Genomic DNA, 16,620 nt, shown 5'->3' with positions numbered 1-16,620 from the left:
GATCTCGCAATAAATTTTCACACGGATATTTCATCCGGACCCGATTAAGGGGCCGACTGATTTCCTTCGCTTTTCAGTGGGGGAGCAAGGCCCGCAGGTCAAGTCCCGTGATGGGCGAGACACTCTGATGTGAACACAGAAACGTGAGAAAAAGCCGGCTTCCCGGCCAAATTTCCCGCATCTGGTATTCATTTACGCCCGGCAGCGCCGGATCCGGGCGCAGTTGACCTCAGGTCACCTTGCCGCGAATCCGGAATTCCGGACGGTCCCAGCGGCGCTCTGCCATGATGCGGGCAAGGATTTCAACGGCCCGCGCCACGTCATCCTGGGCGATATACAGCGGTGTGAAGCCGAATCGCAGGATATCCGGGGCACGAAAATCGCCGATCACCCCTTCGGCGATCAGCGCCTGCATGATCGCATAGCCCTCGGGATGGCGGAAACTGACCTGGCTGCTGCGCATCGCGTGATCGCGGGGCGTGGCGAGGCTCAGCTCGGGGCAGGCGGCCTCGACACCCGCAATGAACTGGTCCTGCAACTCAAGCGAGACCCGGCGCAGGTCCTCAGGATCGACCCCCTCCCAGACGTCCAGCGCGGCATCCAGCGCGGCAAGCTGGAGGATCGGCGGCGTGCCGACGCGCATCCGCTCGATCCCCTGGCCGGGGCGGTAGTCGAGGTCAAAGGCGAAAGGCGATTCGTGACCCATCCAGCCCGAAAGCCCCGGGCGCGCCCGCGCCTGATGGCGGGGGGCAACATAGATGAAGGCCGGGCCGCCGGGGCCGGAATTGAGGTATTTATAGGTGCAGCCGACCGCGAAATCGGCACCATCCCGGGCGAGTTCCACCGGGAAAGCGCCGGCGGAATGCGCCAGATCCCAGACCAGCAGCGCGCCGTTTGCATGGGCGATCCGCGCAAGTTCCGCCATGTTATGGCGCCGCCCGGTGCGGTAATCGGTCTCGGTGATCATCACGACCGCAATGGTCCCGTCGATGGCGCCTGCCACCTCTTCGGGCGCGACGGTCTTCAGGCTGTAATCCGGCCCGAGCATCCCGGTCAGCCCCTGGGCAATATAGAGATCAGAGGGGAAATTGCCGGTATCCGACAGGATCACCCGCCGGTCAGGCACCATATCCAGGCCTGCGGCCAGCGCCTGCCAGACCTTGATCGAAAGCGTATCGCCCATCACAACCGAGCCTGGCTCGGCGCCAATCAGGCGCCCGACGCGGTCGCCAACGCGCGAGGGCATCTCCATCCATTTCGCCTCATTCCAGGCGCGGATCAGCATCTGGCCCCATTCGGCAGTTACCGTTTCAGCCACCCGCGCCGCGACCGCTTTCGGCAGCGGCCCGAGCGAATTGCCATCCAGATAGACCACCCCCTCGGGAAGGTCGAACATGGCCCTGGTTGCTTTGAAATCAGTGCGCAACGGCGTTTCTCCCATCTGCCTGTTCCGGTCTCGCATGTCGGGGGCAAATATGCCAGTGACCCAGGGAAGACAGGCTCCGAAATCCGGGATCAGGGTGCGGGTGGCAGGCCCGGACGGGGCCATTCGGCATCTGTTAGCGCTAGCGGCGAAACCTGCCCGAACGGATGGGGCGTTTTTCCCTCCCAAAGCGTCGTAAAGCGCTTGCACTTTCCGCCGGGTAAGGGAAAAGTCCGCCGCAGATTACGCTTTCGTGATCCTGCGTCACAATGCCGCGCAATAAAATTGCAAGCCAAAAGTATGGATTGTAATTTTATTGCCGGATGCTATTGGGACTGCGCCTGCTCAGAAGAAGGGGGAGAACGCACTTTGAAAATTGGTGCCTTGAAAGAGATTTTCGCGGGAGAGAACCGGGTTGCGATGACTCCGGATTCCGCGTTGCAGCTGCAGAAGCTGGGTCACGACTGTCTGATCGAGACTGGCGCCGGGACCAATGCGGGGTTCACCGATGAGGCCTATAAGGCTGCCGGTGTCGCCGTGCTGCCTTCGGCGCAAGCGGTGGCGGATGCGTCGGATGTGGTCGTGAAAGTGCGCGGGCCGGAACCGGCCGAACTTGACCTGCTGCATGAGGGCGAGACGGTGATCTCGTTCTTCTGGCCGGCACAGAACCCCGAGCTGCTGGAGCAGGCCAAAGCGAAGGGCGTCACTGCCGTCGCGATGGATATGGTCCCCCGGATCAGCCGCGCTCAGAAGATGGATGCGCTGTCGTCGATGGCCAATATCGCCGGCTACCGTGCGGTGATCGAGGCCGCGAACAACTTCCCGCGCTTCTTCACCGGCCAGGTGACGGCGGCGGGCAAGGTGCCGCCGGCGAAAGTGCTGGTGGTGGGGGCGGGCGTCGCGGGTCTTGCGGCGATTGGCGCCTCTGTCTCGCTGGGCGCGATCACCTATGCCTTCGACGTGCGGCCCGAAGTGGCCGAGCAGATCAATTCGATGGGCGCCGAATTCGTCTATCTCGAGTTCACCGAAGCGCAGACCGATGGGGCTGCGACCGGCGGCTATGCGGCCCCGTCTTCGCCGGAATTCCGCGACGCGCAGCTGAAGAAATTCCGCGAACTCGCGCCGGAAATCGACATCGTGATCACCACCGCGCTGATCCCGGGCCGGCCGGCGCCGAAGCTCTGGACCGAGGATATGGTCGGGCTGATGAAGCGCGGCTCGGTCATCATCGATCTTGCGGCGGAACGTGGCGGCAATTGCGATCTGACGGTTCCCGACCAGAAGATCGTCACCGCCAATGGCGTGACGATTGTGGGCTATACCGACTTCCCCTCGCGGATGGCGACCCAGGCGTCGAACCTTTATTCCAACAACATCCGTCACATGCTGGCCGATCTTACGCCGGGTAAGGATGGGGTCATCAACCATAATATGGAAGATGACGTGATCCGTGGCGCGACCGTCGCAAAGGCAGGCGAGATCACTTTCCCGCCGCCGCCGCCAAAGATCGCGGCCATCGCGGTTCAAAAGCCGAAAGAGGCCGCGAAAGAGCTCACAGCGGAAGAGAAGCGCGCCGCAGAAGTGGCTGCGTTCAAAGCACAAACCCGCAACCAGTTCACGCTGCTGGCGGTGGGTGGCGGGCTTCTGCTGCTCGCAGGGCTTTATGCGCCCGCAAGCTTCATGTCGCATTTTATCGTCTTTGTGCTTTCCTGCTTCATCGGGTTCCAGGTGATCTGGAATGTGGCGCATTCGCTGCACACGCCCCTGATGGCGATCACCAATGCGATCTCGTCGATCATCATCCTTGGCGCTTTGTTGCAGATCGGCTCGGGCAACTGGCTGGTGATCGTCCTGGGGGCTCTCTCAGTCCTGATGGCCGGGGTGAATATCTTCGGCGGTTTCCTCGTCACACGGCGCATGCTCGCCATGTTCCAGAAGTCGTAAGGGAGGGGGAAACAGATGCATCTTGGTTTCACCACCGCCGCCTATGTTGTCGCGGCTGTTCTTTTCATCCTCTCGCTTGGCGGGCTCTCCAACCAGGAAAGCGCGAAACGCGCGGTCTGGTATGGGATCACCGGCATGGCGCTGGCGGTTGTCGCCACGCTGGTCGGCCCGGGCGCTGGCCTGTGGTGGCTTTCGGCGCTGCTGATCGCCGCTGGCGGTGCGGCGGGCTATGTGGTCGCACAGCGCGTCCAGATGACCGAAATGCCGCAGCTCGTGGCGGCGATGCACTCGCTGGTGGGGCTGGCGGCCGTATTCATCGGCTACAACACCCATATTGAATTGGCTAAAATCGTTCCGCTGATCAGCGATTTGCTGGACCAGACAATCAGCCACGCAGCCGGCGGCGACGTTGATCTGGCTGCGCTGGCCGCGATGGAGGATTTGGTCACCAATCCACCTTCGGGTTTTGTCGCGACCCTGATTGGTAAATCCGCCGCCGAAATCTCGATCCTGCGGGTCGAGACCTTCCTTGGCGTCTTCATCGGCGCGGTGACCTTCACCGGCTCGGTCATTGCGTTCGGCAAGCTTGCGGGCCGCGTCGATGGCAAGGCGAAGAAACTTCCGGGCGGCCATGTGCTGAACGCATCTGCCGCGCTGATCTCGCTGGTGATGCTGGTGGTCTATCTGCAAACGGGCTCGTTCTGGGCGCTTGCTGTGATGACGCTGGCGGCTTTGTTCATCGGGTACCACCTGATCATGGGGATCGGCGGCGCGGATATGCCGGTCGTTGTGTCGATGCTGAACAGCTATTCCGGCTGGGCGGCGGCAGCGATTGGCTTCTCGCTGTCGAATGATCTGCTGATCGTGGTCGGCGCGCTGGTCGGCTCTTCGGGGGCGATCCTGAGCTATATCATGTGTAAGGCGATGAACCGGTCCTTCGTCTCGGTGATCCTTGGCGGTTTCGGTGGCACCACCGGCCCGGCGATGGAGATCTCGGGCGAGCAGGTGGCGATTGATGCCGATGGTGTGGCTTCGGCGCTGAATGACGCGGATTCGGTGATCATCGTGCCGGGTTACGGCATGGCGGTGGCTCAGGCGCAGCAATCGGTGTCGGAACTGACCCGCAAACTGCGCGCCCGTGGCAAGAATGTGCGTTTCGCCATTCACCCGGTCGCGGGCCGTCTGCCGGGCCATATGAACGTGCTGCTGGCCGAGGCGAAGGTGCCTTATGACATCGTTCTGGAAATGGACGAGATCAATGAGGACTTCCCCGAGACCGATGTGGTGATCGTGATTGGCTCGAATGACATCGTGAACCCGGCGGCGCAGGAAGATCCGAACTCGCCCATCGCCGGCATGCCGGTGCTGGAGGTCTGGAAGGCGCGGCAGGTGTTTGTGTCGAAACGCGGCCAGGGCACCGGCTATTCCGGCATCGAGAACCCGCTCTTCTACAAAGAGAATACGCGAATGTTCTATGGCGATGCGAAAAAGTCGATCGACCAGCTGCTGCCGATGCTCGACTGAGCGGGCAGGCTGCGTGGTTTGAATTGAAAGGGCCGCCCTTCGGGGCGGCCCTTTTGGTATTTGCTCAGGCCGCAGGCGCTGCCGCCGCACCCGCGGGATATATATGGACAGGTGAATTCAAAATCACGCTGCCCGACGAAGGATGTGTTTCGGCAGGGCGCCGGTGAGAGCAGCCGGATTGCCCTTCATGGGGAGGGAGGCGACTGAAGCTGCGGCGAGATCGGGAATATCGGCTTCGGTCTGGCCACAGAGGCGGGTGGGGGGAGGCACGCACTTTCATCCGGGGCGCTTTGCGCGCCGCGCGAGCTGTCCGGAGTGCGGCCAGGTGTCGGGGCGATGGCGGTGACACCTCGCTGATGCGGGGCGCGAACCCGGTGCCGGCGCAGGCCGTGATAGTGGCGCGAAAGACCTGCCCGGGCGGTGTGCGATCCGTGTGGGTCACGCCGTCGGATGCGCCTTTGGCGAGCGGGAGGTTTCCGGTCTGGCGGACATGTTCCAGCCAGGCGCGCATCGGACGCCCTTCCAGAGCGGCAGCCTGACACAGGCGCCGATCAGGCGGTGGCACAGGCAAAAGTGAAAGCGGGTTCAAAATGGCGCATCAGCGCCGCGTCGAGATCGTGCAGGCTGACCGGCAGGCCGAGATCGACAAGGCTTGTCACCCCGTGGTCCTGGATGCCGCAGGGCACGATGCCGGTGAAATGCGACAGATCCGGCTCGACATTGATCGAGATGCCGTGAAAGCTGACACCTCTGCGGATCTTGATGCCGATGGCCGCGATTTTATCCTCGGCCGGGCTGCCATCGGGGCCAGGCGGGCGGTCGGGGCGCGTGACCCAGACGCCGACGCGGCCGGGGCGGATCTCGCCCTTCACGCCAAATTCGGCAAGCGTATCGATCACCCAACGCTCCAGTGCGCGCACGAAACAGCGCACATCGCCGCCATTCGGGCCGCCGCGTTTCTTCAGATCCAGCATGGTATAGATCACCCGCTGGCCGGGCCCGTGATAGGTATATTGCCCGCCACGCCCGGCGGCAAAGACCGGGAAACGGTCGGGTTGCACCAGATCCGCCGGACGCGCCGAAGTGCCGGCCGTATAGAGCGGCGGATGTTCCAGCAGCCAGACCGCCTCATCCGCTGCGCCGGCGGCGATGGCGCCGGCCCGCGCCTCCATCCGCTCAAGCGTCTCGGTATAGGGCGCAAGGCCGGGAATATGGGTCCATTCGGTCACGACAGGGGCCTTCCGGCGGTTGAGAGACGGGACAGGTGGTGCGCATCGGGCGGGCATCAGGCGGGCAGGGCGCAGGCCAGAGGTCAGCCTGCCCTGGCACCTCTCTTTTGCCATGAACCAGGTGGCGCAGGCAACAAGCGGGTGGCAGCGCAGACCGCAGTTCCGGCAAAGACCGAAGCAAGGCGTCAGGCAGGGGCATGATCCTGAGATAACCCTTCGGAAAGGCTGAAAAACTAGCGGCGCGAAGAAAGTTCATCTCAGGCCTGAGAAAGTTGAAATTACCTCTTTCCTTCGCCCGAGAGTAAAGCTAAATACCCGCCAGCTGATCTGAAAATGCGGATGTGGCGGAATTGGTAGACGCGCAGCGTTGAGGTCGCTGTTCCTTAACCGGAGTGAAAGTTCGAGTCTTTTCATCCGCACCAGATCAGTTTGAAGAACCCCCGGTTTCCCGCCAGATATGGGAAATCCGGGGGTTTTTTCGTTTCAGCGTTTCGCGATTTGTGTCATTTTCCTAGTCTTTCCGATGCTCTTACGCATGGAAACCGCATATGCGCAAATGGCCAGATTCGGAAAACTCCCATGAGGTAGCTGCCGTGCCGAAGCCGCCCGCCAGAGACGCCGTCTGTCCAGGGTCTTCCCAGCAAAGACCGCCGCCAAAGAATGGGCCGCGCGTGAAGAGTAGCTGATTCCCGAAGAGGCGCCCTGAGCTGCTGCCGGTTTCGTGGACGGCGGGTTAAGCTGGCAAAGCACGGGCTTCGAACTCCATAGGGCTGATGTAGCCCGGTTTCGAATGCCACCTGCGCGGGTTGAGGAAGCGCGCGATGCAATCGAAGACGTCGGCACGCGCTTCTTTGCGGGTCGGGAAGTCAATCAGGCAGTTCAACAGACAGGTCACGGGACGTTGTGACGGCCTGACAATACAACGCCCAAGGGTTTTCTGGTTCCGACTTCATCCTGTTGTGATCAGGAGGGGGCTCAGTGAACCGGTCCTATTCCGCATGGGATGGCTTTTTTTGCCGCGCTCCGCGACGCGGCGGGCAGCAGCTGCCGCGATGCTGAAACAGATACGTGGCAGAATGAGGACTCAAAATCTCAACGCAGGCAGCGGCTTGAGCGCGTTGGCGATTTGCCGGGCGTGCTGATCGAGGGCCTGTGTGCAGACGTGACGGAAGGGGGGGTGAGCCAGACTGTCAGGTCGATCGAGACGGGCGAAGGGCTGGACCAATATCCAATCAGTCGGGATGAAAGCCTCGATAACAATAGCTTTGTCAAATGGAAGCATCTGCGCTGGATGTCGTCGCGGACCATTCAAAATGGCTGGATGGGAAGCGCAGGGGATGATCCGCGCCCTGTTCGATATGGCTCAGACCGGGAAACCGGTCGTCCCCCTTTCCGGAGGATGATGCGGAGCCAGCGGCAATGCTTCGCATGACGCCAAAGCGGATCGCGGAGTTGCGGCGGCAGGAATTCGGGCCGTTGCGGGGATGGACGCGGTGCCTGTGCGGCGACGAGGTCCGGCTGATGCAAAAGGTGGTGCTGGAGCAGGTGCAGGACGCACCGGAGCGCCGAGACACGCGGGCGCTCGCTGTCGGGGATAAGACTGAAAATGCGCGGGTCAAACGTTTGTGCGCGGTGCTCAAAAGTCTGGGCGTCGATAACACTGTGCTGGCCGATGATGTCCTGATCGGCCGCATGAATGAATGGCTGAAAGAGAATTGCAAACTGTCTGTCGCGAAGACGGCGAGGAATAAAGAAGACTGTTTTGCCTGCAGCACCAACTATCTCGTCGATCTGGAGCATGCGAGCATCGTGGACGTCGAGGCGACCGCACCGGTGCGTCAGGCCGAGGTCGGCTCCGTGCGCAATATGCTCATGCGCACCGAGGACACATTCGGCCTGCATCCCGAAACGCTGGTCGCCGATACGGCCTATGGAGCGGGCGAGATGTTGGGATGGCTGGTTGATGAACAGGGCATCGATCCGCACATCCCGGTCTTCGACAAGACCGAGCGCAGCGACGGCGCCTTTCCGGCCACGGCCTTCTCCTTTGATCCAGAAGCCAACGAATACACCTGCCCGGGTGGAAAGAAGCTGAAGAAATACTGGCGGGAGATGCGTCAGCCGCGAACCGGGGTCTGCAAGGACGGTGCGACCAGATACTATGCCAGCAATCATGATTGCGCGGCCTGCGCCCTGAAACCGAAATGCACACCGAATGTCGAGGCCCGCAGGATCGCCCGGCACAAACATGAGGATTCCCGGGATTATGCCCGGGGATTGGCGAAGACGGATGCTTACTTAGCTTCAGGCTATGCCAGGAAGAAAGTCGAAATGCTCTTCGCCCATCTCAAGCGCATCATGCGGCTCGACCGCCTGCGCCTGCGGGGGGCGAACGGCGCGAAGGACGAATTCCTCCTGGCTACCACCGTTCAGAACCTGCGGAAGCTGGCGAAACTGGTGCCAATGATGCCAAAGGCCGCCTGAAACCACGATGGCGGAGGGGCATCGCGCTGAGAGCGCCGAGAAGAACAACGACTTCTTCAACAGAATCTCCGCGTAGCTGACGCTCGCCACAGCTGAAACTCGACCGGTTTCCACGACGCCCGGCCGCCGGACCGGGCCTTTTCACATCCATCATGGAGAATGACATGACCAGAATTGCTCTGGTGATCGGACATCACGCCCGGTCGCAGGCGGCTGTCCGAATAACATGACACTGTCAAAATGTCAGACCACGGTCTGGTCAGCTCACTATGACAGATAAACGACTGGCCTCATGTATTTTGAACCATCCCATCGCACTTTCATCCCTGCGAGCTGAAACTGGTTTACGACAATCTTGCTCGCAACGACGATCCCGTTTGACTGAAAGGAAGGGGGGGCCCACAGTCCCAGCCGGAGCTCGCCCGTGCTGAGAGCCCGGTCGACATCGGAGCGGCAGTAAAAGCAAGCTGCAAACTTCGGTGCTGAGGCGTCAGAGCCTGATAACCTGACCTGGTTGAAGTGGTACGTAACGCGGCTGATGCCTTCGTCCTGCTCGGCGCCCGCATCCTGCAGCGTCAGCACGCCAAGACCTTCGATCCCGTCAAATACGCGCCCGACCGTATGATGGATCTCAAGCCGCTTTTCGGCTTCTGTACCTGAATCTCTGGATTCACCTGGATAAGCGCACAGTCTGACTTCGTCTCTTTTCACCAACAACGGTTGCGACACTCTACGATACACCTTCTGTTGACACCTGCTTAACACTCACAGCACAACAACTAAACGAACGGTCAGCATGTTCGGTTTCCTGCCGCCGCAAAAAAAGTTCTCAGGCAGGCTCCGGCCGGGCTCGCTCTGAACGGACGCCGGATAATTAACTCAGTCGATCTCAATCTGTGATGGCGCTTTCTTGAGCAAATTCGCTCAGAAGATGAGCGTATCTGCACAGAATAAGCAGCGTCTTTTGGTGCTTCAGAGCACCAGCCAGCCCCGATTCAACGGGCCTTCTCACAAGAACAGACCCATCGGATCGGCTCGCTCTGGCATTTTTTCTACGGAAAGACAGCATGATGAACCGCATCACCGGCCACCATACCGGTGGCGCCTAAGTCCCGAACGCGACTGACCGCGCGGCCTGTCATCGGCTGATCGACGGCGACGGGCAGCCGCAGGATGGCAGGCAGCCGCTTTCGGCGAATGCCCCGGGCCACGCGCTGACCGCTGGCCGCTGGCAGCTACGCCGCCCATTGCCTCGGCCTCAACTCTGGAAGCATCGGCGTCTCGGTCTGCGCCATGGCAAACACCGCATGGCGCCCGCTTGCTGGACCCATCCCTTCCCGGCGCGACCGCTGATTGCGTGTTCGGATCAATAACCCGCGCCGCCCTGATCGCCTTCCAATGCCGTTGGCAGCCTCTGGGTGCCGGATGCGCTCCGGGTGCCTGGGCCAGTGGCTGAGGTGCTGATCGGGCTGGCCGGGCGAAACCTGCGGGTGGCGGCACGGTGATTATGGAGCGCCTCGGCTTTGGTCGGGGCGCATGAAAAGGCCCCCATAAAGGCCCCCATATGGGGTCATTTGATTCTTGCACTGACATTTTCAACCAGAACCACACCGCCACCAAAATGGCGGCAACCATATACAGATCCTTCACCCACGCCCTGGCCGCCTGGTGGGCTTATGCGTCTTCGTGATAAGTTGAGGCGATGCGCGTGATTTCACAGGTGGGGCACATGACGCAACCCTCCTGACCAGGCATCATATCTTTCTCCTTTGGGTTGTGGTATGGTGGCGGTGTCTGCAGGTATTCCCTGTGGCGTCATGGAGGCACCAACATGGGGCCCGATAAAGCTACAGTCACTTCCCCCAGATCCATTTTTGACGAGCCCTATGACCCGCCAGGCTGGGGGGCGGAAAAGCGATATGGCAAGCGCTCAGAGGCTCCACCGAAGGAGAGCGAGATGGAGCAGATCCTCAATGACTACTCGAAGCGCTTTGCGCGGCTAATGCCAGCACGTTCAAAGATGTGAGATCCGGATGGCCGGTCATGGCAGTGGCGCATGGATAAGCCCGCCGGTCAGGGCGGGCTTATCCGTCAGCGTTTTTTCAGGGTCAGTTTCCTGTCCGCGATGACCGCGTCATCGTCGGAGAGGCGCGCGTTGGCCTGGTGTTGGCTCTTAACCAGTCTTATATGTTGCCGTGTTTCCTGAGATGCCGGCACTTTCAGAAATGCGGAAAGGTCGAAAGGGGTCTTCTGCGAGAACATGGTCATCTCAGACCTCTGAAACAGGCTTGTGTCCTGTCTCCTGCCTGGATGGGGTTACGACCTTAACCATTTCCATGGCGGCGCGCTCCGCCTCATCAGAGGCGTCCTGAGCTTTTTCCGCCTGATACCTGCGACGGAGCTTGTCATCCTCATCTCGCGCAAGATTGATGCTTGGCCTGGAGTTGTCGGTACCCATTCTCGGGCCCTCCATGAAGTCGCTCGGGATGTTCCCGCGACTGTGAGATATATGGGGGGTGGCGCCGGTCAATACGAGTGCCAGGGTGAACCGTCGCCGTAAGCGCGCCGGGGATCAGGATATATTTCTCTTCGTGCTCTGACATGGCTGAAGGTATCAGCCGGGGATGATTGCCGCGCAGAGGTGAAATCCGTCAGCCTGACGAATTTGAGAGCCGCCCCGGAATGCCGTGGGCGGAGGCCAGAGGTCAGAGGTCAGCGGTCAGAGGTCCATGGAGAGCCCAGCGGGCCTCTTGCGCGCGGCAGCGCAGGCTTGACAGCTGGCGGGCGAAGGCGCAGCCTTTTGGCATTGACCGAAAGGCATGATCCATGCCGGTGGAGCGGCTCTCCGGCCGGATTTGAATTCAGATTGAACGCCTTGCCGGGGCAAAGGGAGTGTTGGACATGACTTTGCTCGTGGGAGTGACCAGCACGGGCGCTGGAATACGCTATGACCTCACGACTCTGGATGACATCGTCCTTGGCCCCGGCAGTCTTGTCGTCTCAACGGATTCCACCGCGATCAGTGGCATCGGCAGCAATCATGACGTCAGAGTGGCAGGCATGGTGCATTCCGGGGGGGCATATGGGGTCTACCTCGGCGATCAGAGGGACACGGACCAAAGTCAGACTGTCATCATCCTGCCGGGCGGATCAGTCAGTGCCGTGACCGACTTCGGCTCTGTCGGGGTCTGGATCATGGGAGTCGGCAGCACCCTGCTGAACGAAGGGTCCATTTCGGCCTTCAACGGCGTCGCCATCGGGGGCATTGTCAGCGGTGTGACCGGTCCATCGACGATAACCAACCGAGGGACGATTTATGGCAAGGATGATGGTATCACGCGCTTTGCGAGCGACACCGAAACGCTGATCATTCACAACACCGGCCTGATCTCGGGCGAGGTCCGGGCGTTCAACCACAATGCGTCCAATGCCGTCGAGATCATCAGGAACCGGGGCGAGATTGTGGGCGAAATCGCCATGGGCAGCATGGACGATATCGTGGATAATCGCGGCGGGTCGATTGATGGCAATGTCGATCTGGGCGCGGGGAATGACACATTCGACAATCGCGGCGGCACGCTGAACGGCGTGGCTTATGGTGGCGACGGCAATGACATTGTCATCGGGAACAACGCCCAGGCCGAGATCTTCGACGGCGCCGCCGGTCTCCAGGATGCGCTGGATTTCCGGCTCGGGGCAGGGGCGCATGTCGCGCTGGATGGCAGCTATGGCAATGACGGCGCAGCGCTTGGCGATACCTATACCGGATTCGAGGTCATTTATGGTTCGAATGTGGGGAATGACCGGCTGCGGGGCGGGGCGGAGGTGAATTCCTTCCTCGGCAATGGTGGCAATGATTTTCTTGATGGCGGCGCCGGCAATGATGCGCTTCGCGGTGGCACCGGCACCGATACGCTGATGGGGGGAGCCGGCAATGACCTCTTCCGCTTCTTCTTCCTGAACGAATGCGGCGATCTGATTGTGGATTTCTCGTCCAATACGCCGGGCAACAACGATTCTATCCAGGTCTCGGCGGCGGGCTTTGGTGGCGGGTTGGCGGCGGGGGTGCTGGCGGCGGACCAGTTCCAGAGCCGGGCCGACAATCTGGCGCAGGATTCCAATGACCGCTTCATTTTTCGCACCACTGACACCACGCTGTGGTTCGATGCCGATGGCAATGGCGGGGGGGCGGGCATTCTGGTGGCTGATATGCAGGCCTGGGCCACGATGACGGCGGCAGATATCCTGATCCTGTAGGGTCCACTTTTGGATCGGGCGGGGGGGCGATACCCCATGGTCATGCCGTAGGCGAATGCTATGTCCCGTCAGATCTGAATTTCTGTCTGTCGAGTGTTCATCCCGCTTTTCTTGTCAGCAGGCTGGCGAAGCTGAGCGCGGCCTGTCAACGCCTGGTCTGGTTCCGGGTTTGCTCCCGAGAATGGGGGAGCAATCGCTGTCCACTATGGACGGGGAGGTGGCCTCAGACGTGAATGCGTGATTGCGCGCTCTCGGGGCCTCTGGAATCGCGAAGTGTTCTGCATATGACCTTAGGATGAAGCGGATCTTTCACCTCAAATGTTCCTGCGACCGTGAGCGCCAACCTGCGCCTGAAGACATGCCGCCGCAGTGGCTGTCATGAAATGCCTCCACTGCGGCTATCGCGGCCCACCGGCACACGACGGGCTGGCCGATACCCAGGTTGTACCGGCGAAGCCGGTCCTGACGCCGGCGGGTTATTCCGACCTCTGACCTGACAATCAGGAGGTCTCCATGATCATCATCTACACCTCGTCGGGCTTGTGGCCCGTGCGTTGCGACGAAGCGCGCGCTGGACCGGGCAGGGCTGGTCTGTGAGGGGCGGGCAGGGGCAGACTGGCCGGATAAGGTCGAGCGATTCCGTGCAGAAGGGCAGGCTCAGGCCCGGGTGGTGGTGTTTGGTGGCTATATCCGGAGCGGCTTTCAGCCGGGCTTGCCGGGGTCAATTCTGGCGATGAATTCCGCATAAATTACGTACGTTCGAAAAATATCACAATAAATCAATCTGCTTCGCTTCCTTTCATCGGCACCAGATCAGTTAGAAAAGCCCCGGGTTTCCCGCCAAATATGGGGAATCCGGGAGGTTTTTCGTTTCTCTGTCTCTTGGACCTGTGCCATTTCGCCGGTTTCTTTTTCGGATGCGCCTGCGCATGGAAACGGCATAGGTGTAAATGGCCTGTCTCAGAAAATGACAGTCAGAAAACGAGAGGGCCGAAGTTCTCCCCGAGGCGCGCCTGTCCGCGGTCTTTTCGGCCAGGATCTGCTGCGAAGGTGCGGATGGCGCGAGATGAATTGTTGGGTCTCCAGGTGGCCCGGGCCAAAACCCTCGCCATGGGGGCGGGCGGCTATCTCCGCGACAGCACCCCGGATAAGGGCCTCGACGGCATCACGGCCCGGCGCAACCGGGCCATCCGGCAGCGCCTTGCACTCTGAGGGGCGACCATGAAACGCATCATAGAACCGGCCGGCCAGAGCCTGGGCAATGCCACCGCCCTGCCGCCACCGCCCTGCCGCCGGTGCCGCGCAGGCCGAGGGCCGCGCCATGGGGGCGTGCCGGGCCGGAAGACGCTGAGCGACCCCGCCTTTCCGACCGGCGGCGGCGCGCGCAACCGGGACTTGCCCGAAAATATCATGGTGCCGCCCACGGTCCGGACCGCTGAGCGCTTCAGAACCGCGTCCTCAGATAGTCGCCTGAGCGCTGCGAACCCTGTGGTCAGCGGCGCAACCGTCTTGCTCATGGCGGCCGAGCCGGTGCGCGACGGGCTGCGGATCTTCAGAATGGGCGCGCTGATCGCGCAGGATGCAGCGGCGATCCAGCCGCTCAATGCTCACGGGCATGAGCAGCATGCCCGATGTGGATCTGGGTCAGGTCGAAAACGCGGACCACAGGCGCGCCATCGAGACCTTCGTCAAAGGCAAATACGCGATCCCGGGCAGAGCTCCGGAACAGCAGCCGGCCAGGACTGGTCACCGCAAATCTCTGACGTGCAGGCGGCGCCGCCGCTCAGGCACAGAAAAATTGCCCATAAATTGCCTTAAAATGCATGATAGATGGGCGCAGGCCGGACTTCGTCCGGCAGATAAAGTCAGTCGGAGAAGCCCATGCCGCCTACCATTATCAGCACCGATTATACCGGAGTTGGTCCCGTCCACACATTCGCCGGCTCTGACGGAGCGCTTGAGATCGCGGTCGGAACCACCATTGTGACAACAGATCCGGTGTTCCGCTGGGACGGGGGGGCCAACAATATCGCGACCATCTATGGTTCGGTGACTTCGGGAGGCCAGGTAACCGTAGTTGGAGCAGGATCCAGTCTGAATATCGGTGCCGGCGCAGAGTTTATACTGACTTATTTCGCAGTTGGTGTGTCTGGGATCCAGGTACATACCGGGGCGTCGATCTTCAATCATGGTACGATATCTGCAGTCAATACTGGTGGTATTTCTCTCTACCAGAGCGCGAGCGCGCAGAACTCAGGCAGCTTGTCCGGGATGTGGGGTCTGATATTTGTGTATGATTCATCAGGGGCGGCAGCTTCAAACTCCGGTACGATCACGGCAACCGGTGCTGCGCGCGGTAAAGATCCTGTCTACAGCGCCGGTGTTGTGCTCGCGGGAAAGGATGGCATTTTCTACAACTTGGCAGGCGGGGTGGTGCGGGCGCAGAATGACTTCGGCGCCGGAGTTAACGTCTTCAATTCCGGTGGCAATCTCGTTCAGAATCACGGATCCATCATCTCGGACAACTTCTATGGCGTCGATCTGGGTTCTGTCGCGTTGGGGGAAACCGGCAACCGCCTTGTGAACCGTGGCGAGATCACCGGTGGGAATGGCACCTCCTACAATGGGAGCCAGAACGCCGATCACATCCTGAACCGGGGCGATCTGAACGGCGATGTGGTGATGGGGAATGGCGATGACACGATCGACAACCGCGCCGGCACTATCACCGGCGACTGGTATGGAGGGGAGGGCGATGATTACTTCCTCGGCCATCTCGGCGCGACAGTGACGGGAACCATTTACGGTGGCGGCGGCAGCGACACGCTGCTCGGCGGGGACAATGCCGACCTGATAAGCGGAGATGAGGGGCGCGACCTCATTCAGGGCGGGGGCGGTGATGACCTGATTTACGGTGGCGCGGGGGGGGATACGCTCGCAGGTCAGGATGGCAGGGATTATGTCAGTGGTGGCGAGGGCGCCGATTTGATGTCGGGCGGGGCCGGCAATGACGCTCTGAGCGGCGGCGAGGGGCGCGACACAATCTACGGCGGTGATGGTGATGATGTGATCCAGGGCGGCACCGGCGGGGATCTGCTCTACGGCGGTGCCGGAGCGGACACGTTCTATTTCTCGGATGCGTCCGAGAGCCCGGTCGATGTCGCAGGCCGCGCCTGGATCATGGATTTCAAAGCAGGCGAGGATTTCATCAACCTGTCCGCAATTGACGCGGATACATTGACTGACGGCCGCCAGGTCTTCACCTTCATTGGCAATACCGCCTTTTCGGGCACCGCCGGAGAACTGCGCTATGACCGCGCGACCTGGCTTGTGACCGGCGATACTGATGGCGACGGCCTGGCCGATTTCTCCATCGTGCTTGCCCATGGTCCAACCGGTATCACCGCGACCGACTTCATCCTCGGCTGACGCCGGACACTCCGGTCAGATCAAATCGCCCGGGCATCACGCCCGGGCTTTTCATGCGCGGGAGGCGCCTTTGACCGACATTCCCCTGCCCGATCCCGGCCAGATAGTCACCATCAACCAATTCATTGGCAGGACCGCTGACGTTGCCCCCGGCTTTTATCCAGCGAGAGCGGGACTCCGGGTTTGAGTTTTGCCTTTTTGGGCGGGTTGGGCAACGGGGTCTGGCGCGGAGCTTTGCGTGTTGCGCAGCGTCATCCCCCGTTGCGGTGTGAAGGTCCGGGCGAATTCGGAAGGCGTTTGCCAGCCAGGGCGGGAGTGCGGGCGTTCCCT

The 16,620-nt window shown here is 61.1% G+C and carries 13 protein-coding genes and 1 tRNA gene; 8 read left to right on the top strand and 6 right to left on the bottom strand.

Annotated features, from left to right (window positions below; all coding sequences use genetic code 11):
• Nucleotides 1-229: 229 nt before the first annotated feature.
• Entirely contained in the window at nucleotides 230-1,441 is a 1,212-nt protein-coding gene (gene kynU, locus JC607_RS07425; protein WP_198836314.1) for a kynureninase, read from the bottom strand.
• 351 nt (nucleotides 1,442-1,792) lie between these two features.
• Here kynU and JC607_RS07420 point away from each other — a divergent pair, with 351 nt between their 5' ends.
• Together JC607_RS07420 and JC607_RS07415 are read left to right on the top strand one after the other, a co-directional pair.
• Nucleotides 1,793-3,367 carry a Re/Si-specific NAD(P)(+) transhydrogenase subunit alpha gene (locus JC607_RS07420; RefSeq protein ID WP_198836313.1) on the top strand — a complete coding sequence of 525 codons (1,575 nt, stop codon included), beginning with the start codon at nucleotides 1,793-1,795 and terminating at the stop codon, nucleotides 3,365-3,367.
• 15 nt (nucleotides 3,368-3,382) lie between these two features.
• Nucleotides 3,383-4,891 (top strand): NAD(P)(+) transhydrogenase (Re/Si-specific) subunit beta, encoded by a 1,509-nt coding sequence (locus JC607_RS07415; protein WP_198836312.1) that lies wholly within the window; start codon nucleotides 3,383-3,385, stop codon nucleotides 4,889-4,891.
• 551 nt (nucleotides 4,892-5,442) lie between these two features.
• Here the strand turns inward: JC607_RS07415 and lipB are convergent.
• Nucleotides 5,443-6,120 (bottom strand): lipoyl(octanoyl) transferase LipB, encoded by a 678-nt coding sequence (lipB, locus tag JC607_RS07410; RefSeq protein WP_198836311.1) that lies wholly within the window; start codon nucleotides 6,118-6,120, stop codon nucleotides 5,443-5,445.
• 335 nt (nucleotides 6,121-6,455) lie between these two features.
• Here lipB and JC607_RS07405 point away from each other — a divergent pair.
• Nucleotides 6,456-6,542: transfer RNA gene (locus JC607_RS07405), tRNA-Leu, on the top strand.
• A gap of 311 nt (nucleotides 6,543-6,853) precedes the next feature.
• On the opposite strand, the gene JC607_RS25345 is transcribed toward JC607_RS07405, so the two are convergent.
• A complete protein-coding gene (locus JC607_RS25345; RefSeq protein WP_370584769.1) occupies nucleotides 6,854-7,015 on the bottom strand; it encodes an IS3 family transposase in 162 nt (53 codons plus the stop codon).
• A 524-nt stretch (nucleotides 7,016-7,539) separates the two neighbouring features.
• Here JC607_RS25345 and JC607_RS07400 point away from each other — a divergent pair.
• A complete protein-coding gene (locus JC607_RS07400) occupies nucleotides 7,540-8,604 on the top strand; it encodes a transposase (protein WP_198836310.1) in 1,065 nt (354 codons plus the stop codon).
• Between the two features lie 519 nt (nucleotides 8,605-9,123).
• On the top strand, nucleotides 9,124-9,264 hold the full coding sequence (locus tag JC607_RS07395) for a hypothetical protein (protein WP_198836309.1): 141 nt from the start codon (nucleotides 9,124-9,126) through the stop codon (nucleotides 9,262-9,264).
• Nucleotides 9,265-10,695: 1,431 nt separating this feature from the next.
• On the opposite strand, the gene JC607_RS07390 is transcribed toward JC607_RS07395, so the two are convergent.
• The gene (locus tag JC607_RS07390; RefSeq protein WP_198836308.1) at nucleotides 10,696-10,872 is read right to left on the bottom strand and encodes a hypothetical protein; all 177 of its coding nucleotides are present in this window, start codon (nucleotides 10,870-10,872) and stop codon (nucleotides 10,696-10,698) included.
• 1 nt (nucleotide 10,873) lies between these two features.
• Nucleotides 10,874-11,062 carry a hypothetical protein gene (locus tag JC607_RS07385; protein WP_198836307.1) on the bottom strand — a complete coding sequence of 63 codons (189 nt, stop codon included), beginning with the start codon at nucleotides 11,060-11,062 and terminating at the stop codon, nucleotides 10,874-10,876.
• Between the two features lie 443 nt (nucleotides 11,063-11,505).
• On the opposite strand from JC607_RS07385, the gene JC607_RS07380 reads away from it, so the two are divergent.
• On the top strand, nucleotides 11,506-12,861 hold the full coding sequence (locus JC607_RS07380) for a calcium-binding protein (protein WP_198836306.1): 1,356 nt from the start codon (nucleotides 11,506-11,508) through the stop codon (nucleotides 12,859-12,861).
• 1,056 nt (nucleotides 12,862-13,917) lie between these two features.
• Nucleotides 13,918-14,073: a hypothetical protein gene (locus JC607_RS07375; RefSeq protein WP_198836305.1), complete on the top strand. Its 156-nt coding sequence runs from the start codon at nucleotides 13,918-13,920 to the stop codon at nucleotides 14,071-14,073.
• A 388-nt stretch (nucleotides 14,074-14,461) separates the two neighbouring features.
• On the opposite strand, the gene JC607_RS07370 is transcribed toward JC607_RS07375, so the two are convergent.
• Nucleotides 14,462-14,611: a hypothetical protein gene (locus JC607_RS07370; RefSeq protein WP_198836304.1), complete on the bottom strand. Its 150-nt coding sequence runs from the start codon at nucleotides 14,609-14,611 to the stop codon at nucleotides 14,462-14,464.
• Nucleotides 14,612-15,150: 539 nt separating this feature from the next.
• Here JC607_RS07370 and JC607_RS07365 point away from each other — a divergent pair.
• Nucleotides 15,151-16,290, top strand: coding sequence for a calcium-binding protein (locus tag JC607_RS07365; protein ID WP_198836303.1), 1,140 nt, complete (start codon nucleotides 15,151-15,153; stop codon nucleotides 16,288-16,290).
• The last annotated feature ends 330 nt before the right edge of the window (nucleotides 16,291-16,620 follow it).

Source organism: Paracoccus sp. IB05, assembly GCF_016405985.1.
GTDB lineage: Bacteria > Pseudomonadota > Alphaproteobacteria > Rhodobacterales > Rhodobacteraceae > Pseudogemmobacter.
The sequence above is the reverse complement of the archived record's forward strand: the minus strand, read 5'-3'. Positions and strand labels throughout refer to the sequence as shown.

Excerpts from the sequence above, each read along its gene's own strand:
- JC607_RS07400 (WP_198836310.1), top strand. The coding sequence starts at position 7,540 with ATGCTTCGCATGACGCCAAAGCGGATCGCGGAGTTGCGGCGGCAGGAA.
- JC607_RS07415 (WP_198836312.1), top strand. The coding sequence starts at position 3,383 with ATGCATCTTGGTTTCACCACCGCCGCCTATGTTGTCGCGGCTGTTCTT.
- kynU (WP_198836314.1), bottom strand. The coding sequence starts at position 1,441 with ATGGGAGAAACGCCGTTGCGCACTGATTTCAAAGCAACCAGGGCCATG.
- JC607_RS07390 (WP_198836308.1), bottom strand. The coding sequence starts at position 10,872 with ATGACCATGTTCTCGCAGAAGACCCCTTTCGACCTTTCCGCATTTCTG.
- JC607_RS07385 (WP_198836307.1), bottom strand. The coding sequence starts at position 11,062 with ATGGGTACCGACAACTCCAGGCCAAGCATCAATCTTGCGCGAGATGAG.
- JC607_RS07380 (WP_198836306.1), top strand. The coding sequence starts at position 11,506 with ATGACTTTGCTCGTGGGAGTGACCAGCACGGGCGCTGGAATACGCTAT.
- JC607_RS07375 (WP_198836305.1), top strand. The coding sequence starts at position 13,918 with ATGGCGCGAGATGAATTGTTGGGTCTCCAGGTGGCCCGGGCCAAAACC.